24 protein-coding genes are annotated in these 26,806 nt (G+C 60.9%); 12 read left to right on the forward strand and 12 right to left on the reverse strand.

Features of this window, described 5'->3' with window-relative positions; all coding sequences use genetic code 11:
* Window positions 1-10 precede the first annotated feature (10 nt).
* From PL640_RS18425 to PL640_RS18440, 4 genes are all read right to left on the reverse strand, one after another.
* The gene (locus tag PL640_RS18425; protein WP_271362968.1) at window positions 11-2,101 is read right to left on the reverse strand and encodes a mechanosensitive ion channel domain-containing protein; all 2,091 of its coding nucleotides are present in this window, start codon (window positions 2,099-2,101) and stop codon (window positions 11-13) included.
* Window positions 2,098-2,715, reverse strand: coding sequence for a ParB-like protein (locus PL640_RS18430; RefSeq protein ID WP_271362969.1), 618 nt, complete (start codon window positions 2,713-2,715; stop codon window positions 2,098-2,100). Before PL640_RS18430 ends, PL640_RS18425 begins: the two co-directional genes overlap by 4 nt.
* On the reverse strand, window positions 2,699-4,330 hold the full coding sequence (locus tag PL640_RS18435) for a SulP family inorganic anion transporter (RefSeq protein WP_271362970.1): 1,632 nt from the start codon (window positions 4,328-4,330) through the stop codon (window positions 2,699-2,701). The genes PL640_RS18430 and PL640_RS18435 overlap by 17 nt, the downstream gene beginning before the upstream one ends.
* A gap of 243 nt (window positions 4,331-4,573) precedes the next feature.
* Window positions 4,574-4,969: a (R)-mandelonitrile lyase gene (locus PL640_RS18440; protein ID WP_271362971.1), complete on the reverse strand. Its 396-nt coding sequence runs from the start codon at window positions 4,967-4,969 to the stop codon at window positions 4,574-4,576.
* Between the two features lie 307 nt (window positions 4,970-5,276).
* Between PL640_RS18440 and PL640_RS18445 the strand changes: the two genes are divergently transcribed.
* The 11 genes from PL640_RS18445 to PL640_RS18495 all read left to right on the forward strand — a co-directional run bounded on the left by PL640_RS18445 (window position 5,277) and on the right by PL640_RS18495 (window position 16,941).
* A complete protein-coding gene (locus tag PL640_RS18445; RefSeq protein ID WP_271362972.1) occupies window positions 5,277-6,299 on the forward strand; it encodes a substrate-binding domain-containing protein in 1,023 nt (340 codons plus the stop codon).
* Between the two features lie 103 nt (window positions 6,300-6,402).
* Complete coding sequence (locus PL640_RS18450; RefSeq protein ID WP_271362973.1) at window positions 6,403-7,896, forward strand: sugar ABC transporter ATP-binding protein; 1,494 nt, start codon at window positions 6,403-6,405, stop codon at window positions 7,894-7,896.
* On the forward strand, window positions 7,893-8,837 hold the full coding sequence (locus tag PL640_RS18455) for an ABC transporter permease (RefSeq protein WP_271362974.1): 945 nt from the start codon (window positions 7,893-7,895) through the stop codon (window positions 8,835-8,837). The genes PL640_RS18450 and PL640_RS18455 overlap by 4 nt, the downstream gene beginning before the upstream one ends.
* A gap of 1 nt (window position 8,838) precedes the next feature.
* On the forward strand, window positions 8,839-9,807 hold the full coding sequence (locus PL640_RS18460; RefSeq protein ID WP_271362975.1) for an ABC transporter permease: 969 nt from the start codon (window positions 8,839-8,841) through the stop codon (window positions 9,805-9,807).
* 3 nt (window positions 9,808-9,810) lie between these two features.
* On the forward strand, window positions 9,811-10,833 hold the full coding sequence (locus PL640_RS18465) for a LacI family DNA-binding transcriptional regulator (RefSeq protein ID WP_174022334.1): 1,023 nt from the start codon (window positions 9,811-9,813) through the stop codon (window positions 10,831-10,833).
* Between the two features lie 33 nt (window positions 10,834-10,866).
* On the forward strand, window positions 10,867-11,916 hold the full coding sequence (locus tag PL640_RS18470; RefSeq protein ID WP_271362976.1) for a sugar phosphate isomerase/epimerase family protein: 1,050 nt from the start codon (window positions 10,867-10,869) through the stop codon (window positions 11,914-11,916).
* Between the two features lie 11 nt (window positions 11,917-11,927).
* Complete coding sequence (locus PL640_RS18475; RefSeq protein ID WP_271362977.1) at window positions 11,928-13,097, forward strand: Gfo/Idh/MocA family protein; 1,170 nt, start codon at window positions 11,928-11,930, stop codon at window positions 13,095-13,097.
* A 129-nt stretch (window positions 13,098-13,226) separates the two neighbouring features.
* Window positions 13,227-14,081, forward strand: coding sequence for a sugar phosphate isomerase/epimerase family protein (locus PL640_RS18480; protein WP_271362978.1), 855 nt, complete (start codon window positions 13,227-13,229; stop codon window positions 14,079-14,081).
* A 148-nt stretch (window positions 14,082-14,229) separates the two neighbouring features.
* Entirely contained in the window at window positions 14,230-15,915 is a 1,686-nt protein-coding gene (locus PL640_RS18485; protein WP_271362979.1) for a GMC oxidoreductase, read from the forward strand.
* The gene (locus PL640_RS18490) at window positions 15,915-16,475 is read left to right on the forward strand and encodes a gluconate 2-dehydrogenase subunit 3 family protein (protein ID WP_271362980.1); all 561 of its coding nucleotides are present in this window, start codon (window positions 15,915-15,917) and stop codon (window positions 16,473-16,475) included. The genes PL640_RS18485 and PL640_RS18490 overlap by 1 nt, the downstream gene beginning before the upstream one ends.
* A gap of 70 nt (window positions 16,476-16,545) precedes the next feature.
* Complete coding sequence (locus PL640_RS18495; protein ID WP_271362981.1) at window positions 16,546-16,941, forward strand: c-type cytochrome; 396 nt, start codon at window positions 16,546-16,548, stop codon at window positions 16,939-16,941.
* Between the two features lie 39 nt (window positions 16,942-16,980).
* On the opposite strand, the gene PL640_RS18500 is transcribed toward PL640_RS18495, so the two are convergent.
* The 3 genes from PL640_RS18500 to nirK form a co-directional block, all read right to left on the reverse strand.
* Entirely contained in the window at window positions 16,981-17,682 is a 702-nt protein-coding gene (locus PL640_RS18500; protein WP_080820468.1) for a Crp/Fnr family transcriptional regulator, read from the reverse strand.
* A 149-nt stretch (window positions 17,683-17,831) separates the two neighbouring features.
* Entirely contained in the window at window positions 17,832-18,749 is a 918-nt protein-coding gene (locus tag PL640_RS18505) for a formylglycine-generating enzyme family protein (RefSeq protein ID WP_271362982.1), read from the reverse strand.
* Between the two features lie 109 nt (window positions 18,750-18,858).
* Window positions 18,859-20,001: a copper-containing nitrite reductase gene (gene nirK, locus PL640_RS18510; protein WP_142842899.1), complete on the reverse strand. Its 1,143-nt coding sequence runs from the start codon at window positions 19,999-20,001 to the stop codon at window positions 18,859-18,861.
* Between the two features lie 236 nt (window positions 20,002-20,237).
* Between nirK and PL640_RS18515 the strand changes: the two genes are divergently transcribed.
* Window positions 20,238-21,470, forward strand: a complete 1,233-nt coding sequence (locus tag PL640_RS18515; RefSeq protein WP_271362983.1) for an NnrS family protein — start codon at window positions 20,238-20,240, stop codon at window positions 21,468-21,470.
* A gap of 80 nt (window positions 21,471-21,550) precedes the next feature.
* Here PL640_RS18515 and PL640_RS18520 read toward each other — a convergent pair whose 3' ends face one another.
* The 5 genes from PL640_RS18520 to PL640_RS18540 all read right to left on the reverse strand — a co-directional run bounded on the left by PL640_RS18520 (window position 21,551) and on the right by PL640_RS18540 (window position 26,805).
* The gene (locus tag PL640_RS18520) at window positions 21,551-22,084 is read right to left on the reverse strand and encodes a DUF2249 domain-containing protein (RefSeq protein ID WP_271362984.1); all 534 of its coding nucleotides are present in this window, start codon (window positions 22,082-22,084) and stop codon (window positions 21,551-21,553) included.
* A 78-nt stretch (window positions 22,085-22,162) separates the two neighbouring features.
* The gene (locus PL640_RS18525) at window positions 22,163-22,468 is read right to left on the reverse strand and encodes a DUF2249 domain-containing protein (RefSeq protein ID WP_271362985.1); all 306 of its coding nucleotides are present in this window, start codon (window positions 22,466-22,468) and stop codon (window positions 22,163-22,165) included.
* A 146-nt stretch (window positions 22,469-22,614) separates the two neighbouring features.
* Complete coding sequence (locus tag PL640_RS18530) at window positions 22,615-24,513, reverse strand: nitric oxide reductase activation protein NorD (protein WP_271362986.1); 1,899 nt, start codon at window positions 24,511-24,513, stop codon at window positions 22,615-22,617.
* Between the two features lie 67 nt (window positions 24,514-24,580).
* Window positions 24,581-25,393 (reverse strand): CbbQ/NirQ/NorQ/GpvN family protein, encoded by an 813-nt coding sequence (locus PL640_RS18535; RefSeq protein WP_153515871.1) that lies wholly within the window; start codon window positions 25,391-25,393, stop codon window positions 24,581-24,583.
* Window positions 25,394-25,458: 65 nt separating this feature from the next.
* Complete coding sequence (locus tag PL640_RS18540; protein ID WP_110758675.1) at window positions 25,459-26,805, reverse strand: nitric-oxide reductase large subunit; 1,347 nt, start codon at window positions 26,803-26,805, stop codon at window positions 25,459-25,461.
* Window position 26,806: the final 1 nt, after the last annotated feature.

Here is a 26,806-nt window from a genome sequence, read left to right on the forward strand (position 1 = left end):
AGCGAGAGCTTTACTCTTCGGGCGGCGGCTCCATGTCGCCGCCCTGCTCCTCCTCCAGGCGCTTCGCGGACCGCGCGGCGGGATAGGCGCCTGTCATGCTGGCGAACTGAATGTCGTTTTCAGCAAAGGCATCCTTCAACATCGAATAGGCCTTGCGCCGCACCACTGAGGATTGCCCGCCGGCGCGCAGCATCATGCCGAAACCGAGCGTCATGCCATATTCACCGAAGTGCTCGACCCCCTTCAGCTTGACGGTCTCGATGAGGAACGGCCCGAATTCCGGATCCTCTTTCAGTGCCTTGCCGATCTCCTTGGTGATGGCCTTGACCTTGGCGATATCTGTATCGAAGGCGACGGTGACCATGAATTTGTCTATAGACCAATCACGGCTCATGTTTTCGACTGCGCCGAGCGACCCGAACGGCACAGTGAAGATCGGGCCGCGATGGTGGCGCAGCTTGACCGAGCGGATGCTGAAGGATTCCACGGTGCCGCGATAGGAACCGCTCTGAATGTATTCGCCGACACGGAAAGCGTCATCGATCATGTAAAACACGCCACTGATGATATCTTTCACCAGCGTCTGTGAGCCGAAACCGATGGCGATGCCGAAAATGCCGGCGCTGGCCAGCAGCGGACCAATATTCACGCCGAGTTCCGAAAGCGCCGTCATGACGGCGACTGCGGCGATGATGATGCCGAGCATGTTGCGCAGGATCGGCAGAATGGTCAAAAGCCGGTCGTCCTGCGGCTGGCCGCCGGAGTGGCCGCTCATTGCGTCGCCGACAGGGGCGCTCAATTCCAGCCGGCGGGCGATCATCGACTTGATGGCGATCCATATGAGATCGGCAAGCAGCAGGATGAGTGCGCCGTGCAGGACGCCGACGACGATGGAGGTGAGTAGGGCGCCGTCAGGCAGGGAATCCGGATGGGCGCGGACGAGGAAGATCAGCCAGACGATGGCCGTTCCGACGATGGCGAGCCGCACGCCGCGCTCGGCCAGAACGGGGCGAAGGTCGCTCTCGCCATAACCGCCAATATCGGTTGCGAGTTTCCGTGCGGCGATGCCGAGCGTCGAGGCAAGGCCCGGCAGAACAAGCGCATAAAGCCCGATCCAGAACAGCACGCCTGCGCCGGCAAGGCGCAATCCGAAGAGGATGATGAGGCAGAAGATCAGCGCGACATCGATCGCCCGCGTCCGCTCAGAACCCGGATCGCCTCCGGGCCGCCGCCATATCCAGAGGCTGGCGAGCAGAAACAGGAGACCGACCATGCCAGTGGACAACAGACCGAGCGTATCGCGCGGAACGCCGAGATTTTCGAGCGTCCTGAGCAACGCCCAGCAAAACCCCGCAAGCGTTGCAAGCCAAGTCCAGCGGACGATCCAGAAATCACGCCGCGGGCTGGTTTCGCGGCCAACCACCTGTCGCAACAGGCCGGAAACGGCAAAAAGCACCGGCAGGAGAATGCTCATAACGAGCCAGGGCAGTAGAACGGCACTCAAAAGGGGCGGCCACTGGATGCTGAGGAACATGGCGGTTGCGACAAGGCCATATCCGAACAGGGGCAGAATCCGCCTCGACACGACGGCGGAGGCATATTTGCCGATATCCCCGCCGTTCCTGCGGGATGCGTGCATGACGATGATGCGGTTTGTGACAATGCCGCCTGCAAGGCCGGCGCCGAAGAGGATCAGCACATGCAGCAAAAAGATGAAGGGGCCGTAGACACGGATCGCATCGCCGAGCCTTTCCCAGGCGGAAGTAATCTGCGAGGACATGACGGGCAGGTCGCCCATGATGCGGGCAAGATGTTCCCGCCGCTTGCTCGCCCATTGGTCGAGATCACTCAACTGACTTGGTGATGCCGTTTGCGGAGGCGGCTCCGCGCCAGTTGTCGCAAGTTTCTGCGCGAGCAGGGCACGAACGTCGTCCTGCCCGAGAAGTTGCAGCAACTGGTCAACCTTCTGCTCCGTCGTCTGTGTGGGGGAAGGCGCTTTTGCCGGTGGTGGCTCCTGCGCAGAAAGGCCGGTTATTCCCAGCACGAAAAATGCGATGACGGCCGCTGCAATCCGTCTGAAAAGGGAGGGAGGGGTTGTCATTCGGTTCTCCCGCACCAGCCGGGAAGATGTCGTGCGTCATGCGAGCGCGCCAGTTCCACGGCCTCGGCCATCGTCTCATCAAAGGAATGCCGCAAGTCTTTGCTGCTCACCCGGCGGCGAAAAAAGTCCGCCCAGAGAAATTCGGTGAAGGGCGCGTCGATCTTGGCGAAACCGCCGGCATCGCGAACCGCGCCGGCCAGCGAGCGGAAAGGATCGTCCTCGAGATCGACGATCCGCTTTGGCAACTCATCGATGGGACAACGCTTGCCGTCCGCGTTGAAAGGATAAACAAGACTGCGATGATCCATCACGGACCAGAATTCTTGCCGGCCGAGATGGGAGAGATCGGCAACAATGCTGGTCAGCACATGTTTTACGCCCTCGTCATGCAAAGCCAGCGCAAGATGATGGTGATCGACCAGATAGAGACGCTTTTTATAGCCGATGACGACGGGCACCATGTGATGGCCGAGAAAATCAGGCCCTTTTTCTTCGCGGATGGCGGCCCATTGTTTGCGTTTGCTTTCCACCTCGCGAAGGCCGACCGTCATCTGCGTTGGCCTGAGCGCGGTGATTTCAACCGGGCTGAGATGGGGTTCAAGAGGCTGTGGCATGATTGTTCTCCCGGCCCATGGCCGTGGTTACGGCATCATCGACACTGAAACTGCTGCGCGCCACCAGATCACTCCCGCCGCCAGCGAGCAGCAAATCACGTACATGGTCGTGCATGCGGGCATAATAGACCGTGGTGCCGCCACGCTGCATCGCCGTATCGAATTCCAGCAGCGCATCGAGCGCGGTGGAATCCAGTTCGAAACTTTCCTCAAGACTGATGATCGCGACGTGCAGTTCCGGCCTTGCGGCGATGCGTTTGGTGACGGCGGCAAGGATCGGCTCGGCATTGCCGAAAAACAACGGCTGCGCCGGGCGCAGGATAATCATGCCCGGTATGTCCTTGGCATCCGGATGGCGTTCCATGTCGACGAAATCGTGGCTGTCGCCCAGCCTGCCGAGATGCATCACATGAGGCAGGGAAAGCCGACGGACGAAGACGGCGAAGGAAAGCGCGACGGCAACGAGCATGCCGTTGAGAACGCCGAATGCCAGCACGCCGGCGGCGGCGGCAAGTGCCAGCCAGGCATCATTGCCAAGCCGCCACAAGCGGATGATCGGCGTCGGATCAAGCGCGTGCAGCAGGGCGACGGCGATGATGGCGGCGAGCACGGCCTGCGGAATGAAGGCGAACCAGCCGGCGGCGAGCAGGCTGAAAATCGCAAGGCCGATTGCGGCGATGGCCGAAGCGAGGCGGCTCTGCGGCCCGACCGCTTCGCTTGCCGCACCGGCGGAGAAACCGGCGCCGACCGGCATGCCCTGCACGGCGGCGCTGGCGATATTGGCAAGCCCGAAGGCCCGCAATTCGCGATTGGAATCGACGCTTTCGCCATGGCGCAGCGAAAAGCTGCGGATCGTGCCCCAGGATTCCGCAAAGAGAATGAGGACCAGCGGCGGTGCAAAACGGGCGACATGCGCGACATCATCGAGCGATACCGAAAGCGGGCCTGCCCATATTCCGGCAAGATCGATGGGGCCGACAATGGCGACGCCGCGGCTTTGCAGATCAAGCAGCACCGAGACGGCAATGCCCGCCACAATCACGACAAGGCTGCCGGGAAGGATCGGGCGTTTACGCAGGAGGAGCAGTATGGCAAGTGCCGTGAGGCCGACAACGATGCTTTCGAGGCTCCAGTCTCGCGGATGGGAGAATATCTGCAACAGGATCGCCAGCGGTTCGCCCGTTTGCTCCTTTATTCCAAAAAGGCTCGGCAATTGCTTGATCGTGATCAGAATGGCGAGACCGAAAGCAAAACCGCGCAGCACCGGGCGCGAAATCACGCTCGACAGCGCGCCGAGCCGCGTGGCCGTCGCCAAGAGAAACAGGATGCCCACCAGTGCGACCGAAATGGCGACAAGCAGCATCTTCTGTGCCGGTGTGACGGAAAGCGTCGCGAGCATCGCGGCCAATATTGCGGCGGAGGAGGATGTGGGCGAGACGACCGCAAACCGGCTCTGGCCAAAAAGGGCATAAACGATGCAGCCCATGATCGCCGCGAGAATGGCGTGCTGAGCCGGAACGCCGGCAATTCCCGAATAAGCGATCGCTTCCGGCAGCATCAGGCCGGCGATCGACAATCCTGCAATCACATCACGCCTGTCGAATGTCACGGACATGGGGTTGCGACCGTATCGGCGCTGATGGAGGCGATAAAACTTTCACCCGCTAAGATCACGATTCTCCACCTTGTATCCGCGATGAGATGAAGGTTTCACCCATTGCGGATACAAGTCAAAGTTTAAATCGTGCGCATGAAATATTTCGGTCTTTCCGGATCTGGCCATCAACCGCTCATCGTCCGGCGGATGATGCGGACGTGCCCGTTTTAGACGCGTAACGGACACCCCCGAATGGTGGTTTCAGCCGCCATATTGGTCGTCCGTCACCTTCTCCATCCAGTCCACCACCTTGCCGTCCTTGACCTCCTGAAGCGCAATATGAGTCATGGCGATATTGGGGGCTGCGCCATGCCAGTGCCTTTCTCCGGGTGCGAACCAGACGATATCACCGGGGCGGATTTCTTCCACCGGGCCACCCTCGTGCTGTACACGGCCGAAGCCGGAGACGACGATCAGTGTCTGGCCGAGTGGATGGGTGTGCCAGGCGGTACGGGCGCCGGGCTCGAAGGTGACCTGCGCACCCTGAACCCGCTCCGCGTCGAAGGGGTTGAACAGCGGATCAATGCGGACGGTGCCGGTGAACCAGTCTTCAGGCCCTTTGGCGGATGCCCGGGTTCCTGCGCGCAATATTTCCATGGTCATTCTCCTGATTGGAATTGTGTGGTGATTTGAGGCGGGAATTCCCCTGTTGTCCACAGCGGCGTTCAAACCTGATGGGGCGGGCAGGCTGCAGACGTTTTTAAAAGCCGCAGGCTTCGATCATCTTGAGGGTTTATCGCACTCTTTTGCGCGTATTTTGCGACAGTGTCAGTACTGATTTTACCTCCCTTCCAGACACCGCCAGAAAAATCCCGTTCGGGATTGACTCAACTATGAAAACGGTTACATTCGTTCATGTAAACGGTTTCATTAGTTAAAAACCGTGCTTGGAGGAGCAAATTTCATGTTTAGACATTTGATGGCTGCCGCCGCTTTGGTGCTGGCGGCCGGCACGTCCGCGTATGCCCAGGAGCAGAGCTTCAAGATCGGTCTTTCCAACTCGTTCGTCGGCAGCGAATGGCGCACGCAGATGATCGAGGAAGCCCAGGCGGCCGCAAAGGCTTGGGGCGAAAAAGGCGTCAAGGTCGAAGTCGTCGTTCAAAGCGGCAATGTCGATGTGCAGGGGCAGATCGGCCACATCCGCAATTTCATGAACCAGGGTGTTGATGCGATCCTCATCAATCCCGGCAGCCCGACGGCTTTCGATCCGATCTTCGCGCAGGCCAAGGCGCGCAACATTCTCGTTGTCGCCACCGACGCCGAAGTGTCCTCGAAGGATGCGATCTATGTCGGCATCGACCAGAAGGCATGGGCGGCACAGTCCGCGCAGTGGCTTGCGGATGCGCTTAAGGGCAAGGGAAGTGTCATCGCCATCAACGGCATCGCCGGTAACCCGGCAAACGAAGCCCGCGTTGCCGGTTACCGCGAAGTGTTCAAGAAATATCCTGACATCAAGGTGCTGAACGAAGCCAATGCGAGCTGGGATCAGGCGCAGGGCCAGCAGGCCATGCAGAACCTGCTTGCCACCTATCCCGATATCAGCGGCGTCTGGGTGCAGGACGGCATGGCGGACGGCGCATGGCGCGCCATCGAAGCCGCCGGCAAGACCAAGGACATTGCCGCGACCGGTGAAATCCGCAAGGACTTCATGACGCGCTGGGAAAAGGAAAAGTTCAATTCCGGCGCTTCGGTCAATCCTCCCGGTGTCATGGCCAGCGCGCTTAATGTTGCGGTGCTGAAGCTGCAGGGCAAGGAATTCAAGGACGGCGTCTTCGGTGGCACCTATGGTAACGCCATCTACATTCCGATCCCCTTCGTCAGCAACGACAACCTTGCCGACAATATCAAGGCCGCCGATGGCAAGCCTGGTTACTGGTCAGTCACGGCAACCGTGACGCCGGAGCAGGCTGGCGAGTTCTTCAAGTAAGACCGCTCTCGGGCTGGCGGTGAACGCCGGCCCGAACCACAATTTCGAGTGCGGAAAGGGCCTTGGCCATCCGCCTGTGACAAGCATTATTCGGGGACTTGCGATGGCGAACGCTTTGGAAGCGGCCGGCATAACGAAGAATTTTGGCGCCGTGCGCGCGCTTTCCGCCGGCAGGCTGACCGTCGGTCGCGGTGAAATTCACGCGCTGCTGGGCGCCAATGGCTGCGGCAAGAGCACGCTTTGCAAGATCGTTGCGGGTGCGGTTGCGCCAACCAGCGGCACGATCCGGTTCAACGGCGCGGAAGTACGCTTCAAAAGCCCACGTGACGCGGAAAATGCCGGCATCGCCCTGTTTTATCAGGAGCTGAGCCTCATTCCGCAGCTTTCCGTCGCCGATAACATCTTTCTCGGCCGCGAGCCGAAACGTGGCATTTTTGTTGACGGCAAAGCCCTGAAAGCCGAAGCGGCGAGACTAATCGCGCTGTTTGACGGCGTGGCGGGCGAGGGGCTGGAGCCGGACGCAATCGTTGGCAATCTGCCGCCGGATCAGCGCCAGCTGGTCGAAATCCTCAAGGTCTTCGCCCAGAATGCCAGCCTGATGATCATGGACGAGGCGACGGCGGCGCTCGATGGCCGCCAGTCCCAGCGCTTTTTCGAGATACTCCGGGCCAAGAAGGCCGACGGTATCTCGACCATCATGATTTCCCACCGTCTCGACGAGGTTTTTGCGGTCTGCGACCGCATCACCGTGATGCGTAACGGCGCGACGATTTCCGAACTCGACACCGCAGCAACCACCCGCGAAGCCGTCGTGCACGACATGGTCGGCGATGTCCGCGCCGCACCCGCCCGCCAGCAGGGACGCGCTGCTGCCGCACCCAGCCTCAAGGTGACTGGTGTTGCGGGTGATGGCGTTCGTGGCGTTACCCTGGAAGCCTATCCGGGCGAAATCGTCGGTCTGGCCGGCCTGCAGGGGCAGGGGCAATCGGCCCTGCTGAAAGGCCTCTTCGGCGCCAGTCCCTTTGCAACAGGCCGAGTCCGCTTCGAGGGCCGTGAAATCACCATCAGCAAGCCTTCGCAGGCGGTTCATAGTGGTTTTGCCTATGTCTCTGGCGACCGTGGCCGTGACGCTTCCCTTCAGGGCCGGTCGATCTTCGAAAATCTCGTCGCGGCGCTGATGGTGCGCGAAAAGATGCGGTTGGTCCGTCCCGCGACTTTGAAGCCGCGGGTGCAGAAGGTCGCTGATGATATGAAGACGAAGTTTGCCGGCATGGACATGGCCATCGGCACGCTTTCCGGCGGCAACCAGCAGAAGATCTTCATTTCCCGCTGGCTCGCCACAGCGCCGAAACTGCTTCTGCTGGATGATCCGACCAAGGGTATCGATCTCGGCGCAAAAGCCGACCTCTTCGCGCTGATGCGGCAACAGGCCGACGCCGGCGCGACCATTCTTCTCTATTCCTCGGAAGATGCGGAAATCCTCGAATATGCCGACCGCATTCTCGTCTTCAACGGCGGACGCATCTCTGCGGAACTGACCGGAGCCGACATGACATCCGTCAACATGACCCGCGCCGCCTATGGAGACGCCGCATGAATTCCCAAGGCTTTCTGCGCAGGCAACCCTGGATCATCACCCTCGTCGTTCTGGCCGTTCTCGTTGCCGTGAACACGTTTCTGCAGCCATCCTTCATTCAGCCCTCCGTGCTGCAATCGAACCTGACGACGTTTCTGCCGCTGATCCTGGTCGCCATCGGCCAGACCTACGTCATTCTGGCGGGCGATATCGATCTTTCAGTCGGCAGCATCGTGGCGCTTGCCAATGTCGTCACCGTCAGCGTCATCGCCGCACTCGGCGGCACAACGGGTGCCGTCTTCGCCGGCATGGCGGCGGGTGCGGCTGTCGGGCTGCTGTGTGGACTGGTCAATGGTTTCTTCATTTCCGGCCTGCGCTTCCAGCCTATCGTCACTACCTTCGCAACCGGTATCATCTTTGCCGGTCTGGCGATCTGGGTTTTGCCGCAGGCAGGTCTTCCGGTGCCGGAAGCCTATTGGCAGACCTATTCCGGCAGCTTCATCGGCCTGCCCTTCGTGCTGTGGGTACTGCTGGCGGGCATCGCCTTCACGCTGATCGTGTCGCGCATTCCTTTCCACACGCATCTGCTTGCCGTCGGTGGCAATCGCACCGGCGCCTTCCAGACGGGTCTGCGCCTCTCCGGCATCCGCATCGGCGCATATATGATTTCCGGCCTGTTTTCGGCGCTGGCGGCGATGTGCCTGACGGGCGAAACCGCCTCGGGCGACCCGCTGCTCGGCGCAAGTCTGGCGCTGTCTTCCATCTCGGCCGTGGTTTTGGGCGGCACCGCACTTTCCGGCGGTTTCGGCAGCTCGACCGGGTCGATCGCCGGCGCGCTGGTGCTGGGCATGATCGGTAATGTGATTTTCTTTGCAGGCCTGCCGTTCGAGTACCAGACATTGGTGCAGGGTTTGATCGTGCTGACGGCGCTGGCCGGCGGTGTTCTGGTGACGAGGCGTTGATATGACCAATCCCGGCTTGCAAATCAAAACCCTCCTTACCGATCCCCTGACCATCGCCATTGGTGCATCGGCCTTCCTGCTGCTGGTCGGCGAATTGCTGTCGCCCGGCTTCGCCCAGGGCTCGCAGATCGTGCGGCTGCTGACGATTGCCGCCATTCTCGGAATCGTCGCGGCGGGCCAGAACCTCGTCATCCTCGGCGGCCGTGAAGGCATCGACCTTTCCGTCGGCGCGATGATCTCGCTTGGCGCCGTCCTTGCCGGCAATATGATGAACGGCCAGAATGCCGGCATTCCGCTTGCCATTCTCGTTGCCGGCGGCATTCCCTTCCTGATCGGCCTCATCAACGGCCTCGGCATCACCTTCGTGCGCATTCCGCCGCTGGTCATGACGCTTGGCATGACGGCCGTCATTCAGGGTGGGCTGGTCGTTTATTCGCAGGGCGTTCCATCAGGTGCGGCAGCGCCCCTGCTGGCGGGCTTCATCAACCGTCCGCTCATTTTCGGTATTCCCGGCGTACTCTTCGTCTGGCTGGGCATCGCCGCGATCATGCTCTTCGTGCTGCGCCGCACCGCCTTTGGTTTCGCCATCTACGCCATCGGTTCCAACGAACGGGCGGCGACGCTTACCGGATTGCCCGTCTCTTTGATCCGCACGCTGCTTTATGGCCTTTCCGGCCTGTTTGCCGGGCTGACCGGGTTGTGCGTCATCGGTTACACCGGCACGTCCTTCATCTCCGTCGGCGACCAATATGTGCTTCCGTCGATCATCGCTGTTGTCATCGGCGGCACCTCGCTTGCCGGCGGTGCGGGCGGATATGTCGGAACCATGGCCGGGGCAGTTGCGCTCACCATTCTGCAAAGCGTACTGATAACGCTCAACCTCGATGTATGGGCACGGCAGATCATATTCGGTGTCACGTTGCTAGCGCTGATGCTGCTTTATGGCCGCCAAAAGCAGTTGCGTGTGTGACAGATGAGCAAAGACCAAGGTTCGAATATCAGGGAAGTTGCAGCTCTCGCGGGCGTTTCCATCGCGACCGTATCGCGGGCGCTGCAGCAACCCGACAAGGTTCGCCCGGAGACCCGCAAGAAGGTTTTCGACGCCGTGCGGCAGGCGAACTTCGTTCCCAATGCGCAGGCGGCCAGCTTCCGCCGCCAATCCAACAACACCGTCATCCTTCTCGTTCGCGATATCGGCAACCCGTTTTATCTCGAAATCTACAAGGGCGTGGAAGAAGCGGCGGGCGAAGCGGGCTTCAAGGTGCTGATGGGCGATGCCCGCAACGACGAGAACCGCGTGGCGACCCATATCGACATGGTGCGCCAGAAACATGCCGACGGGTTGATCCTGATGACCGGCCAGTTTCCCTCCGAGCTTCTCGATCAGGGCGACGCGCTGCCGCCGATCGTCATCGCGTCGGAGACGGTGCCCGGCCTCGCGCTGCCGACCGTCAAGGTGGACAACCGTGCCGCCTCCATGAATGCCATGCGGCACCTCATCGAGGCGGGGCATAAAGAGATCGTGCATCTGGCCGGTCCCGTTCCGGAAAGTCTGGCGCAGGAGCGTTTCGACGGGTACCGCGCAGCACTTGCCGAGGCTGGCATAACCTACACCGACGAACTGGTGGTGACGGGCGATTACAGCATCGAAGCCGGACGTCGGGCGATTGGCAGCCTTCTCGAAGGCGGTATCACCTTTACCGCGATCTTCGCATCGAGCGACCAGATGGCGATTGGCGCGATCAGCGAGTTGCGGGCGCGTGGGGTTTCGGTTCCGGCCGACGTCTCCGTCATCGGCTTCGACGACATCATCTTCGCCAATGCGTTTGAGCCGCCGCTGACGACGGTGCGGCAGCCCCGCCAGGAAATGGGCCGCAGGGCCATGGCGCTGATGGTGGACAGATTGAACGGAAAACGCACGGCTGAAACCATCGTGCTGGATACGGAACTGGTGGTGCGCGGCTCGGTCGCGCCCTGCCGCCCGCCGCATCGGTAGCGGCCAGACTGTGAATGCAAGGAGTGTAAGGACATGAAGACGATCAAAGGCCCGGCAATTTTCCTCGCGCAATTTGCCGGAAACGAGGCCCCTTTCGACACGCTCGACAATCTCGGCCAATGGGCGGCTTCGCTCGGTTACAAGGGCATTCAGGTGCCGACCGATCCCAAACTCTTCGATCTGGAAAAGGCCGCCGCCTCCAAGACCTATTGCGACGATATCAAGGGCCGTCTGGCCGAGATCGGCATCGAGATCACCGAGCTTTCAACCCATATTCAGGGCCAGCTTGTCGCCGTTCATCCCGTTTATGATGAAATGTTCGATGGTTTTGCGCCGGCCGAACTGCGCGGCAAACCGCAGGCGCGGCAGGAATGGGCCGTCAATCAGCTGAAGTATGCGGCGAAAGCCTCGCAGCACCTTGGCCTCAAGAGCCATGCGACTTTCTCCGGCGCGCTTGCCTGGCCGTTCGTCTATCCGTGGCCGCAACGTCCGGCCGGGCTTGTCGAAATGGCCTTTGCCGAACTCGGCAAGCGCTGGACACCCATTCTCGATGCCTTCGAGGAGAATGGCATCGATCTCTGCTACGAGCTGCATCCGGGTGAGGACCTGCATGATGGCGTCACCTTCGAGCGTTTCCTTGACGCCACCGGAAATCACCCGCGCGCCAACCTGCTCTATGATCCCTCGCATTTCGTGCTGCAGGCGATGGATTATCTCGGTTTCATTGACATTTACCACGAGCGTATCCGTGCCTTTCACGTCAAGGATGCCGAGTTCAATCCGACTGGCCGTTCCGGCGTTTATGGCGGTTATCAGAGCTGGGTCGACCGGCCTGGTCGTTTCCGTTCGCTCGGCGACGGGCATGTCGATTTCGGCGCGGTGTTCTCCAAGCTTACTCAATATGATTTCGACGGCTGGGCGGTGCTGGAATGGGAATGCGCGTTGAAGCACCCGGAAGATGGCGCGCGCGAGGGCGCAAGCTTCATTGAAAACCACATCATCCGCGTGACGGAGCGGGCCTTCGACGATTTCGCCAAAAGCGGCATCGATGATGCCGCCAATCGTCGCCTTCTCGGACTTTGAAAGGGATAGCCATGTCCTCCGCTACAAATAAATTCGATAGCCGCCGTATCCGTCTCGGCATGGTCGGTGGTGGTCAGGGCGCCTTTATCGGTGCGGTGCATCGCATCGCGGCCCGGCTGGATGACCGTTACGAGCTGGTGGCCGGCGCGCTTTCCTCCGATCCCGCGCGTGCTAGCGCTTCGGCAACCCTGCTCGGCATCGCGCCGGAGCGCTCCTATGCCTCGTTCGAGGAAATGGCGGCATCCGAGGCTGGTCGGGAAGATGGCATCGAGGCGGTCGCCATCGTCACCCCCAACCATCTGCATTTTGCTCCGTCCAAGGCATTTCTCGACGCCGGCATCCACGTCATCTGCGACAAGCCGGTGACCGCGACGCTGGAAGAGGCGAAGGCGCTGGCCGAGATCGTCAGGGCGTCCGACAGGGTGTTCATCCTGACGCATAACTACACCGGCTACGCGATGTTGCGGCAGATGCGCGAGATGATCGCTGATGGAGCCATCGGCAAGCTGCGCCACGTTCAGGCCGAATATGCGCAGGACTGGTTGACGGAAGCCGTCGAAAAGACGGGTGCAAAGGGTGCGGAATGGCGCACCGACCCCAGCCGCTCCGGCGCCGGCGGGGCAATCGGCGATATCGGCACCCATGCCTTTAACGCCGCTGCCTTCGTCACGGACGAAATCCCGACAAGCCTTTATGCCGATCTGACGTCGTTCGTTCCAGGCCGGCAGCTGGATGACAGCGCCAATATTCTGCTGCGTTATGAAAGCGGCGCCAAGGGGATGCTCTGGGCGAGCCAGATCGCGGTCGGTAATGAAAACGCGCTGTCGCTGCGGGTCTATGGCGATAAAGGCGGGCTTGAATGGCACCACCGGGTGCCGGACGAGCTGTGGTTCACGCCTTATGGCGAACCTAAGCGGCTTATCACCCGCAACGGCGCAGGCGCAGGTGCTGCCGCCAACCGTGTCAGCCGCGTGCCATCCGGACACCCAGAGGGATATCTCGAGGGTTTTGCGACGATTTACCGTGAAGCCGCAGATGCAATCATCGCAAAAAGGGAGGGAAAGACAGCCGCCGGGGATGTGATTTACCCCGGCATAGAGGACGGCCTTGCGGGTCTCGCATTCATCGATGCGGCCGTGCGGTCCAGTCGGACCTCTTCCTGGGTAGGGATCGACATCTAGATCATCGCTTATCGAGGACGGACGACGCAGGGCACAGGAGGTGGTGCCCGGCATAACCTGGCCAGGAGGCCGGGAAAGGCGTGGGCACACGTGTCGTCACATTGATCAAACGGAAAGGGAGTTACGCGTTTGAAAACGTTCAAGTCAAAATTCGTGAAGATGGCAGCCGTCGTCGCACTGGCGGCCGGCATCACGAACCCGGTTCTGGCCGCAGACAGTAAGACGCTGCCGATAGCCGCGCAGATGTACACATTGCGCAACGCGGGAACGCTTGAGGAGCAGCTTGCCATTCTCAACCGCGCCGGCGTTTCGGCAGTTGAAACGGTGGATATGCAGAAGGTCAGTGCCAGCGAGCTGAACGCGCTTCTGGAAAAGCACAAGATCAAGGTCATTTCCTCGCATGTGCCGATCGACAAGCTGCGTGGCAACCTCGATGAGGTCATCACCGAGCAGAAAGCCGTCGGCAATCCTGTTGTCACCGTGCCTTTCCTGAAGCCGGAAGACCGCCCGAAGGACGCCGCAGGCTGGACCGCCTTCGGCAAGGAACTCGGCGGATATGCGGACAAGCTGTCTGCGGCGGGCCTCTCCATGGCCTACCACAATCATGACTTTGAAATGGTCAAATTCGATGACAAGACGGCGCTTGAGCTGCTGCTCGATGCTGCCGGCCCGAAACTGCAGAGCGAGCTCGATGTCGCCTGGGTGGCGCGCAGCGGCAATGATCCGGCCGCGTTCCTCGGCACCTTGAAGGGCCGGGTATTTGCCATCCATGCCAAGGACAACGCGCCTGCGGGCACGGCGGAAAACGAGCGCGGCTTTGCCACGCTCGGCACCGGCGTTCTCGACTGGAAGGCAATTCTGCCGGCGGCCAAGCAGGCCGGCGTCAAGTGGTTCATTCTTGAGCACGACCTTCCGCTCGATGCCGAAGCCGTCGTGACCAAGGGCAATGCGTTCCTCAATGAACGCCTGCCGACCCTTCAGTAATCACTGCCAGTAAAACCAGAACCGCTCCCCGGCGGCCGGTTTCGCCGGGGCGCATGAGGTTCGACAGACGCATGACCAGTTTCCGCCGCACCGCGACGGGAAGTGCTTCGTCTTGTCGTTTTTTCCACGTCACATCGGAGGAGTTATCATGGCAAACAATCATTATGATGCGATTGTTGTCGGCTCGGGCATCAGTGGAGGCTGGGCCGCGAAGGAACTCACGCAAAAGGGCCTGAAGGTTCTGATGCTGGAGCGCGGCCGGAACATCGAGCACATCACCGACTATCAGAATGCGGACAAGGAGGCCTGGGATTACCCCCACCGCAACCGCGCCACGCAGGAGATGAAGGCGAAATACCCCGTTCTCAGCCGTGACTACCTGCTGGAGGAAGCAACGCTCGGCATGTGGGCCGATGAGCAGGAAACGCCCTATGTCGAAGAAAAGCGCTTCGACTGGTTCCGCGGTTATCACGTCGGCGGTCGCTCGCTGCTCTGGGGACGCCAGACCTATCGCTGGTCGCAGACCGACTTCGAGGCCAATGCGAAAGACGGTATCGCCGTTGACTGGCCCATCCGCTATGAGGATGTTTCTCCCTGGTATGATTATGTCGAGCGTTTTGCCGGTATCTCCGGCAGCCGTGAGGGGCTGGATATTCTTCCCGATGGCGAATTCCTGCCGCCCATTCCGCTCAATTTCGTCGAGCAGGATGTCGCAAGCCGGCTGAAGAAGGCGTTCAATGGCACGCGCCACCTCATCAACTCGCGTTGCGCCAACATCACCCAGGAGCTTCCCGATCAGGAGCGCACGCGCTGTCAGTTCCGCAACAAGTGTCGGCTGGGCTGTCCCTTCGGCGGCTATTTCAGCACGCAGGCCTCGACCCTGCCTGCGGCGGTCGCCACCGGCAATCTGACGCTCAGGCCTTTCTCCATCGTCAAGGAAATCTTGTACGACAAGGACAAAAAGAAGGCGCGTGGCGTCGAGATCATCGATGCCGAGACGAACCTGACCTATGAATATACCGCCGACATCATTTTCCTCAACGCTTCGACGCTGAACTCGACCTGGGTGCTGATGAACTCGGCCACCGATGTCTGGGAAGGCGGACTCGGCAGCAGTTCGGGCGAACTCGGCCATAACGTGATGGACCACCATTTCCGCATGGGCGCCACCGGCCAGGTGGAAGGTTTCGAGGATTTCTACTTCAAGGGCCGCCGCCCGGCGGGCTTCTACATTCCGCGTTTCCGCAACACCGGCGACGACAAGCGCAAATATCTGCGCGGTTTCGGGTATCAGGGCTCGGCCAGCCGTTCGCGCTGGGAGCGGGAAATCGCCGAACTCAATATCGGTGCCGATTACAAGGAGGCGCTGACAGAGCCCGGTGGCTGGACCATCGGCATGACCGCCTTCGGTGAAATGCTGCCCTATCATGAGAACCGCGTGAAACTGGATCAAGACAAGAAGGACAAGTGGGGCCTGCCGGTCCTGTCAATGAATGTCGAGATGAAGCAGAACGAACTCGATATGCGCGAAGACATGGTCAATGACGCCGTCGAGATGTTCGAGGCGGTCGGCATCAAGAATGTCAAGCCGTCGCGGGGCAGTTACGCCCCCGGCATGGGCATCCATGAAATGGGAACTGCTCGCATGGGGCGCGACCCTAAAACCTCCGTCCTCAACGGCAACAATCAGGTTTGGGATGCGCCCAACGTCTTTGTCACCGATGGCGCGTGCATGACTTCGGCCTCCTGCGTCAACCCGTCCCTGACCTACATGGCGCTGACGGCGCGTGCTGCCGATTTTGCCGTTTCCGAACGCAAGAAGGGGAACCTGTGATGAACAGACGCGAACTGCTGAAACTGATAGCCATTGCCACGGGTCTTCCGCTGATCGGCGCGGATGTTCTGACGGCCGCGGAAAACGCCACCAAACCAGCCGGTGGTGTTCATGTCTTCACCGCGGAAGAAATCCGGTTTATGGACGAGGTGGCGGAAACCATCATTCCCCGCACCTCCACGCCGGGTGCGAAGGATGCTGAAGTGGGAGCATTCATGGCCGTCTATGCGGCCGATTGTTACACTGACGAACAACGGACGCTCTTCCTTTCGGCAATTTCCGATATCGAGAAGCGCAGCCAGACCGACCACAAGAAGGGCTTTCTGGAGCTGACGGCAGAACAGCGGCAGGCGCTGCTCGCCGCGCTGGACAAGCAGGCCAAGGCGGAACAGACGCCGGCAAAACCGCATGCCTTCACGCTGGTCAAGCAGTTGACGCTGCTCGGCTTCTTCACCTCGAAGATCGGCGCCACGGAAGTGCTCGTCTACGACGAGATTCCCGGTGGTTTCGAAGACCGCGTTCCCTATAAAAAGGGCACGCCCGCCTGGGGCACGACCTGAACAGAGCGACCTCCGGCCCGTCCGCTTTTGCGGGCGGGCCGTATTTATGCGGCAAGACAAGGATGACACGATGCGCAAGACAATAATCATCGCGGCGGCAATGCTGACTGCAAGCGCCATTCCCGCTCTCTCGGAAGGCGATGTCGCCAAGGGAGAGGCGGCCTTCAAACGCTGTTCCGCCTGCCACGCCATTGGCGAGGGCGCGAAAAACAGGGTCGGTCCGCAGCTTAACGGCATCATCGGCCGCGCAGCAGGCGGCGTGGCGGACTATAATTATTCGGCAGCGATGAAAAAAGCGGGCGAGGACGGTCTTGTCTGGACGCCCGAAGAATTGCGGGATTTCCTGAGCGCGCCGAAAAAGAAAATACCCGGAAACAAGATGGCGCTGGCCGGCATCAGCAAGCCGGAGGATCTGGACAATCTCATAGCCTATATCGAAAGCGCGGCTTCGAAGCCGGCCGAGTGACAGCGAAAAGCGGAGTACGTGGAGGTCGGCAGTACGCCCTTACACCTGGCTGGTTTCGCCCTCTGCCAACTGAGCAAGCCCCGGCAGATTGCAAACCAGGAGCTTCTGCCGCCCGCCCTGCACCAACCCCTTGCTCTCCCAGCTGGAGAGGATGCGGGAGACGGTGTGCAGTGTGGTGCCGGTCATTTCGGCGATATCCTGACGGGAAATGGGGAAGTCGATACGGATGCCGTCTTCCTCCTTGCGGCCCGCCTGCTGCGAAAGGCGCAGTACGGCATGGGCCACCCGGCGCTCCACTTCCTGCGTCGACATTTCGCGGATGCGCGTATGGGCTTCCTCGAGACGCTGGCCGATCGTCTGCATGGCGGAGACGGCAAGATGCGGGTTCTGTTCGACGAATTGCGGCCAGAGGTCCGTCTGCCATGACAGGATGACGCTTTCGGCCGCCGTCGTGGCGGTGCCGGGATAATCGGACCGTTGCAGTGCTCTTGCGAAACCGAAGAGATCACCGGGATGCACCACGCGCACGATGATCTGCTGGCCGTCATGCGTCACCTGCGTCACCTTCAGGCGGCCGTGGATAAGCAGGAAAAAATGCGTTGCCGACTGGCCCTGCTCGAAAATGGCTTCGCCCGGCGGCACCAGCCGGGATGTGGCGTGGGTCAGCAGTCCGTCCAGCTCATCGTCGGCCATCTTGGCAAACAAGGCCAGCGACCGGATGACGCTTCGGTCAATCTTCACTTGCACCCTCTCCGGTGATCGGACGATCCTCGAGGTGATTGCAGTGGCAATCGGGGATCGGCCTTTTCTGTATTGTCAGCATACAGCACTATCACCGGCGGCAGAAGATCAAATGATATGAATCAAGCGTTTGTTTTAATTGATGATTGTCAAGAAAACAGGGTGGTGGCACGAAGCTTTTCGAGAAGCGGCGCGTACCAGCGCGTGTCTCTCACGAGCCTGAACCCGAGATTATCAGGCGGTACGCCAACGGCGCAGCCGCCGCTTTTCGGGTTTTTGACGAAGGCGCTCATCGCCGCCCGGTGTTTTCCCGAAGCGACCGGGATACCGCAGGAGGCGACGCTATCGATCGCCTCACCATCCTTGCCAAGTGTCACACGGTGGCTGCAGCTCGACGTCCACTCCCAGACATTGCCGCCGAAATCGGCAAGGCCATATTCGTTTTCGCCGAAGCTGCCATAGGATTGCGGAACGGGGTTGCCCGAGGCCCTGCGGCTGGTCTGCCGCTCGTAATCCGCCAGCCAGCGCAAAGCCGGATTTTCACTGTCCGCGGCGACACCCAGCGTCTCATCCGGGAAAAGCGAGCCGGCGGCAAAGGCAAGTTCGGCGTCGCTCGGCAGGCGCCAGACAGTGCCGGTTTGCTCGCTCAGCCACTTTCCATAGGCGTGGGCGTCGTCCTGGCTGATGCCGGTTGCCGGTATCTCGCCGCCGACCGGAGCGGCAAAGCCGGGTTCCGGCTGCTGGCAGCCGCCTTCCGCAACGCAGCGCGCATAATCTGCGCTCGACACCTGATATTTCATGATCGTCAGATTTTGTCGCACCGCCACGTCGACCATCGGCCCATCGACGGCATAACCATTGCGGAAATATTCGCCCTCCGCCCGATAGGTGAAATGTCCGGCAGGCACTGTAACGACCTGTGGAGCCATCATGGCCGCGCGGTCATCAGCACCGCTGCGGATGATCCCGGACTGGAAACCGATGGCCGTTGCCAGCAGTGTTGCAATCGAGAGCGGGAGAAGAAGCGAGACGGCATTTGGGAAGTGGCTGTTGCCGGGAATGCCCATGTGAACCTGCCTGCGTCAAGAAGACGCCAAAGTTCGGGCCTGCTTTCAGGCCGCATAGCAGAAGGGGAAGCGCGCCGCGACCGCTGGCGGCGGCGCGCTCCCGTTTGTGTCAGATGCTCGAGGGGGCAAGCACCGCCTGCATCAGGCTGTTGTTCCACTCACCCGTCACCTTGAAGTGGGCGGCTGCACCCAGCTCGAAGGCCTCAATGAGGTTGTGGTTGACATAAGCGTAGATGCCGGGCTGCTCGAAGGTGTAGAAGGCCGCACCCGCCGTGCCGCCGGGAATGAACCAGGTTTCCTGGTCGAGATCCGGTGGGTTGCGGAACTTGCCCGTTGCCCAGACATAATCGCCATGGCCGCCGATGAGGTGCGGACGGGTATCACGGTTTGCCTGCGAATGGACGATCAGCACCTTCTCGCCAACGGCGGCCTGAAGGGCATGTTCCCCGGTCAGGGCGCCCACTGCGCCATTGAAGACGATGTGGCTCGGTGTCAGCTTGCGCATCACTTCCAGCGTATCGGCCATGGCATCGCCGGCGCTTTCATATTTCTTGAAATTGCCGTTCTCGTCGCGCGGGATGTAAAAGTCCTGCTCGCCGACATAATAGATCTTGTCATAAACAAGCTCCTTGCCGTGGCCGTCCGTCAGGCCCTCACGCGGCAGTACCATGATCGCGCCATTCATGCCCGAGGTGACGTGCCACGGCACCATGCCGGGAGGTGCGCAGTGATAGACGAAGACGCCGGCCTTGGTGGCCTTGAAGCGCAGGATCGCCTTTTCACCGGGGTTGACGATGGTGAGCCCGCCGCCGCCGAGCGCGCCGGTGGCCGAGTGGAAATCAATATTGTGCTGCAGCTCATTGGTATCGGGGTTGATAAGGGTCAGTTCGACATAGTCGTCCTGGTGCACCACCATCAGAGGCCCGGGAACCGAACCGTTGAAGGTCATGGCGTGGACCTCGGTGCCCTTGTCGTCGAGGATCATCTTCTGCTCTTTGATCGTAAGCGTGAACTCGACGATCTTCGGTCCGCCTTCGGCTTTCTGCGTGTGGACATGCACGAAGGGCGGTTTGACGAGATCAACTTTTACGCGAGGCAGCGCTGCAATCTCAGCGCTCGTCAATGGCTTGGCTGCGGCCTTCTTTTCCTCTGCCGCGCTCGCTGCCGATGGCATGATGACGGGAGCTATAGCCCCTGCAAATGCTGCGCCTGCGAGAATATTACGCCGTGTGATGTGGAAGGTTTCCGTCATCATTCTTCTCCTATCCCTCTTGGGGCAGAGCATGTTTCGCTCTGTCACAGCATTTGTAGCGGAGGTGCGGAAATACAATTTGAGATGGAGCAAACTTCGCTTTCGGCACCCTGCGACATTTTGGCAGGCGGCTGAAGGCCGGTGTGGAAGCGTCGCACCGCCTCTTTGCCTGTTCGCAAAGAAGTCGGACGGGCTTGCGTCTAGACATATGTCAAGACCAAGCAAGGAGCATTATAATGAGTGGCAGCGAAACCGTTCTCACCCAAGGGCGCAGCCGGCCAAAGGGCGGCATTCCAAGAGGGCTGGCGCGCACCGGCCCGGTTATCTTTTCGTACGGCTTCCGGCCGTTTTTCCTCGGTGGCGCCCTGTGGGCCATCGTGGCGATGGTGTTGTGGATCGCAGCCCTTTCCGGCTTGATCGACCTCGGCGGGGATTACGGCGCACCGAACTGGCATGCCCATGAGATGCTGTTCGGTTTTGCCTCGGCGGTGCTGGCCGGCTTTCTTTTGACGGCCGTGCCGAACTGGACGGGGCGGCTGCCGGTGTCGGGCAAACCCTTGGTGTGGCTGTTTGCGCTCTGGTGTGCCGGCCGGCTTTTCCTGCTTGTGCCGGACCATGTGGGCGTGGTCACTGCCGCAGCCGTGGACGGGCTTTTCCTGCCGGCACTTCTGGCGATCTGCGCGCGTGAGGTCATTGCCGGGCGAAAATGGAAGGACCTGAAGGTGCTGGGCGGGCTGCTGGCGCTTTCCGTTGCCAACATCATATTCCATGTTGCAGCGATTGGGGGTGATCATAGCTTGATCGCGACCCGCCTTGCGGTCTCGGCCTACACGGTTCTTGTCATCATCGTAGGCGGCCGCATCGTGCCGAGTTTTACCCGCAACTGGCTGAACCGTTTCGGCCGCACGGATTTCCCGGTGCCCTATAACGGCTTCGATACCGCCGCCATCCTCACCGGCATCGCGGCGCTGGCCGTCTGGACGATAGAGCCTGAGAGCATCGTGGCGGTGCCAACGGCGCTTCTGGCGGCTTTCATGCACGCCGTGCGTCTGATCCGCTGGCGCGGCTGGACGACATGGCCGGAGCAGGTGCTGGTGGTGCTGCATGTCGCCTACGCCTTCATCCCCGTCGGTTTCATTACCATAGCGCTGGCGGCTCTTGACGTCATGGACACACGTTCCGTCCTGCATGTCTTCACCGTCGGCGTTATCGGCTGCATGATGCTTGCTGTCATGACGAGAGCGAGCCTTGGCCATACCGGACGCAAGCTTGCGGCCAGCAGGGTTACCATTGCCGCTTATGTCGCGCTGATCGCCTGCGCACTGCTGAGACCGGCAGCCGAGTTCTTCCCCGGTGCGATGATGCATCTCTACGCTTGCTCGGCGCTCTTCTGGATCGTGGGTTTCGGTCTCTTCTGCATTGAATATGGGCCGATCCTGATGCGCGAGCGCAAACCGCTGAAAGTCTAGATTGCTTGCGACGCCGCTAAAACGAAACGCCCCGGAGCAACTTCCGGGGCGGTTCGGTTTCGGGGAATTTGATTTATGGCTTAATGCGCGCCGGCACCGGCGCGGATGAAGATGCGGAACGCCGTGCGCGCCTCGTCGAAATTGCCGGCCCATTGATGACCCCGGGCCAGAAGTTCCGGGTAAAGGAATGTCGGCTCCTGCGGCATCAGCACGAAGATCACGGCACCCGGCGGAAGACGGTCGAGTGCGGCAAGCGTGCGGCTCGCCTGGCCTTCGGCCGTCTCGTCGCTCAGATCGAGATAGATGACCGGATCGGGCCATATCTGCGGCTCCTCGGCGTTGCCCGCAAGCGCCGGTGACACGGAAATCTGTTCGGTCTCAGTGGATTGCGGCGTAAACAGCACTTCCCAGTCACCGCCGCCGATTTCCCTGACCTGATGGTCGAAACCGCGCTCGGCCATCACCTTGAACAGCGGAACGGGCCGGAAGGCGGCGTATAATCGCAGCGCCTCACCGGGAGCAAGCCCGGCCACGGCTTCCATGATGGCCGGAAAGGGCTCGCCGCCGCTCAGCAAAAGCGGCCGGACATCGAGTTCCCTGATCATTTCCGTCATTGCATCACCTCATCTGTCGGCTGGCGGCGGCAAGGGCCATCCGCCAGAGGTCTTTTCACCACACCGCCGGGGCAGGGGTCAATGTTCGGATCCGCAGCAGCATTCGCAGCCGGACATATCATCCTCGGAACCTTCGGCCTGTTCTTCCAGCCGGCCGATATCGAGACGCCAGACTTCCGGGCCCTGTTCGAGATATTCCCAGCCGAACTGGCCGGGGAAATTTGTGGCCAGCTGGTAAAGCAGTGGACGGGGATCGTGATCGCTGGTGATCTGCAAAGATTGCCCCTCATTCAATGCGCTGAGCGCACCGAAAATGCGCGGATGGCGTTCGCGGTGCGGAATGATGCGCACATCGATATTGGTTGCGGATTGGGCTTCGGACATAGGCTGGCTCCATGACCGCGAATACTGAAATGTCCGGCGGTGCGGCCGGCCGGCGGACTGGAAAAACCTATCCGCCGTGCCGTTGGGAGACATTGTCGCCGCGCAAACAAACCTGAGATTCGTCAGGTTCATCTGTTTGACATGGTTCAGCCCGCAAGGCTGCGATAGATCGCCGGCAGCGCCGATGGCAGCTTGGCGATCCTGCTGACGATGGCATAACCGTTCTGGCCGAACATGGCCGGAATATAGGATTGCGCTTTGCTGTCCACCGTTACGCCGAACACGCTGACGCCAGAGCGTCGCGCCTCGGAGACCGCGCGGCGGCTGTCCTCGATGGCGAAGCGGCCCTCATAGTGGTCGACATCGTTCGGCTTGCCATCCGTCAGCAGCAGAAGCAGCTTGCGGCGCTCCGGCCTTTCACGCAGCTTGGCGCTGGCGTGGCGGATGGCGGGGCCGATGCGGGTGTAGAAGCCGGGTTTCAGCGCCGCGATGCGACGCTCGATAGTGTGGCCCATCGGCTCATCGAAATCCTTCACTGCTTCCACCCGCACCCAGGAACGGCGGCGGGAGGTGAAGGTCAGGATGGAGTGACTGTCGCCGCAGGCGGAAAGCCCGTGGGCAAGCACCAGCAGGGCTTCCTTCTCCACATCGAGCACCCGGCGATTGTCGAACCAGGCATCGGTCGATAGCGACACATCGACAAGGATCGTTACGGCAAGATCATGCGCCTGCGGGCGGCTTGCCATATGAATGCGGTCGCTGCCCTGTCCTCCGGCGGCGATATCGCTTCTGGCGCGAACCACGGCGTCAAGATCGAGATCGTTGCCGTCAAGCTGGGCGCGCAGCATCTCGTGGCGTGGCCGCAGCACCTCGAATTGCCGCCTGACGTGGCGGATAAGGCTCTTGGTGTCCGGGCCGGGTTCCGGTGCCGTCTCGGCGTCTTTCGCCGGACCGGCGATGACCCGGCAATGATCGGCGAGATAGGTACCGCTGCGATAATCCCATTCGGGATAGGTCAGCTCCGCTGTCAGCGGGGTATGGTTCAGTGCTTCAGGCGGCAGGTCGAGATCGAAGCGGAAGCGGGCGGAAGGCCGCCCCTTTCTTTCACCCAGCGTCATATCGTCAAGCTCGTCCGCCGCACTGCCGTCGGCATCGTCGCTGTCGTCACCCGGCCGGTCGACATTGACCATCTCCGCCATGGCGAGGATTTTTTCGAAACGGTTGAGGATGAAGGGGCTGCGTTCGGTCTGGCGGTTCTCGGTCTTTTCGCGCACGGCGATATGGCGGGCCGCTTCTGCGCCCTGCGGCGCGGCGCCCGCTGCCGGCTGGTCTTCGCTCTGCCTGGCCTCGGATGTTTCGCGCAGCAGCGTGTCCGGCCATAGCGGCACCGGCAGCATCGGCAGGTAGCGCGGCGGCGCTTTTTCCGGAAGACCGGCGGGTGGCGCATGGCCCTCGATCCCTGCCGCATTGGCGAGCATGGACAGCACCCGTTGTTCCACCTGCTGCTCCGCCTGCGGCAGCGGCCGTTTTTGGCGCACCGCGAGCATCGCGGCGCAAAGCCGGCGATAACGGGCCTTCATTCCGGGGAAGGCATGGATGACGGCTTTTGCCAGTTCTGCGGCGCGGTCGAGCCGGGCAAGATCGTTGCCCAACGGATCTGCCGCCGCAACCGGTTCAAGCGGCATCATCGCCATGGCGGCAGCGAGCCAGAGATAAAGATCGCGATTGAGGTGGCGGTCGGGAAACAGATCGAGCACCGGCGGCAGCATCAGCGTGGCATGATCACGTCCGGGCTGGGCGAGCTTCTCTTCGCCAAGACCCATGCGCTGGCGCAGCCTCAGCCGGTGGCTGGAAGTGCGGGCGCGGGCCGGGGCGATCTGCACCGCATGTTCACCGCCAAAACCGCGAAAACATATGGCCAGTACGGCCTGCATATCCTCCAGCTTCACGGCGTGATCCGGGAAGCGCAGCCATGTGCCGGTTTCGCCGATCAGCCTGTGCCAGGCGCGGCCGACGGTTTCTTCCAGTTCCAGAAAGTCCAGCATGGTTTATCCTCATGGCATCGGACCGGAACGCGCGGGGCCGCGCAATCCGGTGTGGATATCAAAGCGCCTATCGAATGATCGCATCCGCGACTTCATGCAGCGCGGCCTTCACATCCGGCTCGTCAGTCAGCGGTTCGATCATGGTCGCGCGCACGGCCTGACGGGCGGGAAGGCCGGTATCGATGAGGCTGGCGCAATAGACGAGCAGACGGGTGGAGACGCCTTCTTCCAGATCGTGGCCTTTCAGACCGCGCAGCCGGTGGGCAAGATCGACGAGCGGCTCGACATCGCGCGCATCCAGCCCGCTTTCATGCGAAACGACGGCGATTTCCTGCTCCTTGGGTAGAAAATCGAATTCAATGGCGACGAAGCGCTGGCGGGTGCTGGGCTTCAGGCTCTTTAAAAGGTTCTGGTATCCGGGATTATAGGACACGACGAGCATGAAGCCGGAGGGCGCTTCCAGCACTTCGCCAGTGCGCTCCAGCGGCAGGATGCGGCGATCGTCGGTGAGGGGATGCAGCACGACAGCCACATCCTTGCGCGCCTCAACGATCTCATCGAGGTAACATATGCCGCCCTGGCGCACGGACCTCGTCAGCGGGCCGTCCATCCACACGGTTTCCCCGCCTTTCAGCAGGTAACGGCCGGTCAGATCAGCGGCAGCAAGATCGTCGTGGCACGAAACAGTGGAAAGTGGCAGGCCGAGTTTCGCTGCCATATGGCTGACGAAACGGGTCTTGCCGCAGCCTGTCGGGCCTTTCAGCAGCAGCGGCAATTGCCGCACCCAGGCGCTTTCGAACAGTGTGCATTCATTGCCGAGCGGGGTGTAGAACGGCGCATCCGGCAAAGGCTGCGGCGCGGGGCGGAAAATCGTATTCATGGTCATCTCCATGGTTGGTGGTAAGGAACCGGCTCTCCGGGGGAAAAGGAGAGCCGGTCCGTTTCTCATTCGGCGGGCTGCACGAGGCGGGCAACGTCGCCCTGTTTCTGCTTGCCCGGTACCAGGATTGCCCAGATGAACATGACCGCCGAAATGAGAACCGCGAAACCAGAACCGAGACGGATCCAGTAGAAGATCGCCAGCTGATCCTGCACATCCATGAAGCTTTCGCCCATGACCCGCTGAAGCTGGATCTGCACCACGCCGGCAAAGGTGAGCGCGAAGGTCATCACCGACATGGCCGTGCACATGACCCAGAAGCTCGTCATCGAAAGCCACTGGTTGTAGGGCGCACGTTTCTTCATTTCGGGGATGGCATAGGCCATCATCGCAAGGTTCAGCATCACATAGGCGCCGAAGAAGGCGAGGTGCCCGTGAGCGGCGGTAAGCTGCGTGCCGTGGGTGTAATAGTTCACCGAAGACAGCGTGTGCAGGAAGCCCCAGACGCCGGCACCGAAGAAGGCCATGACCGAGCAGCCGATCGACCACAGAAGCGCGGCGCGGTTCTCATGCTTGCGGCCAGCCTTCCAGGTCATGACGAAGGTGAAGATGACCATGGTGAAGAAGGGGGCCACTTCCAGCGTCGAGAACAGCGAACCGATCCACTGCCAGTAACCCGGTGCGCCGATCCAGTAATAATGGTGACCGGTGCCGAGGATGCCCGAGAAGAGTGCAAGACCGACGATGACATAGAGCCATTTTTCCACCACTTCGCGGTCAATGCCGTTGAGCTTGATCATCAGGAAGGCGAGGATCGACGCCATGATCAGTTCCCACACGCCTTCCACCCACAGATGAATGACGTACCACCAGTACATCTTGTCCAGCGCCAGGTTGATGGGGTTGTAAAAGGCGAAAAGGAAGAAGATCGCCAGACCCCAGAGACCGAAGAGCAGGATGTTGATGACGGTGGTCTTGCGGCCCTTCAGCGCCGTCATGGTGATGTTGAACAGGAACATCAAAACGACAAGCACGATGCCGACCTTGATGGCGAAGGGCTGTTCGAGGAATTCGCGGCCTTCATGGATGCGAAACATATAACCGACCACGGCAACCGCGGCGGCCACCAGGAAGATCCAGAACTGGGCGATGGCGAGCTTGGGGCTGTAAAGCTCCGTTTCCGTCTCTTCCGGCAGAAGATAGAAGGTCGAGCCCATGAAGCCCATCAACAGCCACACGACCAGCGCATTGGTGTGGATCATGCGCACGATGTTGAAGGGCAGAAGCTCGGAAAGCGTGTTGGGCAGCACGTAGATCGTCGCGGCGATGACGCCGAACAGGATCTGCGCCACGAACAGCCCGATTGCGCCGTAAAAATACAGCATGGCGACTTTTTGCGTCTGGTATTTCATC

This window comes from Agrobacterium sp. ST15.16.024, assembly GCF_027956545.1.
Lineage (GTDB): Bacteria > Pseudomonadota > Alphaproteobacteria > Rhizobiales > Rhizobiaceae > Agrobacterium > Agrobacterium cucumeris.

Excerpts from the sequence above, each read along its gene's own strand:
- PL640_RS18425 (WP_271362968.1), bottom strand. The coding sequence starts at position 2,101 with ATGACAACCCCTCCCTCCCTTTTCAGACGGATTGCAGCGGCCGTCATC.
- PL640_RS18430 (WP_271362969.1), bottom strand. The coding sequence starts at position 2,715 with ATGCCACAGCCTCTTGAACCCCATCTCAGCCCGGTTGAAATCACCGCG.
- PL640_RS18435 (WP_271362970.1), bottom strand. The coding sequence starts at position 4,330 with ATGTCCGTGACATTCGACAGGCGTGATGTGATTGCAGGATTGTCGATC.
- PL640_RS18440 (WP_271362971.1), bottom strand. The coding sequence starts at position 4,969 with ATGGAAATATTGCGCGCAGGAACCCGGGCATCCGCCAAAGGGCCTGAA.
- PL640_RS18445 (WP_271362972.1), top strand. The coding sequence starts at position 5,277 with ATGTTTAGACATTTGATGGCTGCCGCCGCTTTGGTGCTGGCGGCCGGC.
- PL640_RS18450 (WP_271362973.1), top strand. The coding sequence starts at position 6,403 with ATGGCGAACGCTTTGGAAGCGGCCGGCATAACGAAGAATTTTGGCGCC.
- PL640_RS18455 (WP_271362974.1), top strand. The coding sequence starts at position 7,893 with ATGAATTCCCAAGGCTTTCTGCGCAGGCAACCCTGGATCATCACCCTC.
- PL640_RS18460 (WP_271362975.1), top strand. The coding sequence starts at position 8,839 with ATGACCAATCCCGGCTTGCAAATCAAAACCCTCCTTACCGATCCCCTG.
- PL640_RS18465 (WP_174022334.1), top strand. The coding sequence starts at position 9,811 with ATGAGCAAAGACCAAGGTTCGAATATCAGGGAAGTTGCAGCTCTCGCG.
- PL640_RS18470 (WP_271362976.1), top strand. The coding sequence starts at position 10,867 with ATGAAGACGATCAAAGGCCCGGCAATTTTCCTCGCGCAATTTGCCGGA.
- PL640_RS18475 (WP_271362977.1), top strand. The coding sequence starts at position 11,928 with ATGTCCTCCGCTACAAATAAATTCGATAGCCGCCGTATCCGTCTCGGC.
- PL640_RS18485 (WP_271362979.1), top strand. The coding sequence starts at position 14,230 with ATGGCAAACAATCATTATGATGCGATTGTTGTCGGCTCGGGCATCAGT.
- PL640_RS18490 (WP_271362980.1), top strand. The coding sequence starts at position 15,915 with ATGAACAGACGCGAACTGCTGAAACTGATAGCCATTGCCACGGGTCTT.
- PL640_RS18495 (WP_271362981.1), top strand. The coding sequence starts at position 16,546 with ATGCGCAAGACAATAATCATCGCGGCGGCAATGCTGACTGCAAGCGCC.
- PL640_RS18505 (WP_271362982.1), bottom strand. The coding sequence starts at position 18,749 with ATGGGCATTCCCGGCAACAGCCACTTCCCAAATGCCGTCTCGCTTCTT.
- nirK (WP_142842899.1), bottom strand. The coding sequence starts at position 20,001 with ATGACGGAAACCTTCCACATCACACGGCGTAATATTCTCGCAGGCGCA.
- PL640_RS18515 (WP_271362983.1), top strand. The coding sequence starts at position 20,238 with ATGAGTGGCAGCGAAACCGTTCTCACCCAAGGGCGCAGCCGGCCAAAG.
- PL640_RS18520 (WP_271362984.1), bottom strand. The coding sequence starts at position 22,084 with ATGACGGAAATGATCAGGGAACTCGATGTCCGGCCGCTTTTGCTGAGC.
- PL640_RS18525 (WP_271362985.1), bottom strand. The coding sequence starts at position 22,468 with ATGTCCGAAGCCCAATCCGCAACCAATATCGATGTGCGCATCATTCCG.
- PL640_RS18530 (WP_271362986.1), bottom strand. The coding sequence starts at position 24,513 with ATGCTGGACTTTCTGGAACTGGAAGAAACCGTCGGCCGCGCCTGGCAC.
- PL640_RS18535 (WP_153515871.1), bottom strand. The coding sequence starts at position 25,393 with ATGAATACGATTTTCCGCCCCGCGCCGCAGCCTTTGCCGGATGCGCCG.
- PL640_RS18540 (WP_110758675.1), bottom strand. The coding sequence starts at position 26,805 with ATGAAATACCAGACGCAAAAAGTCGCCATGCTGTATTTTTACGGCGCA.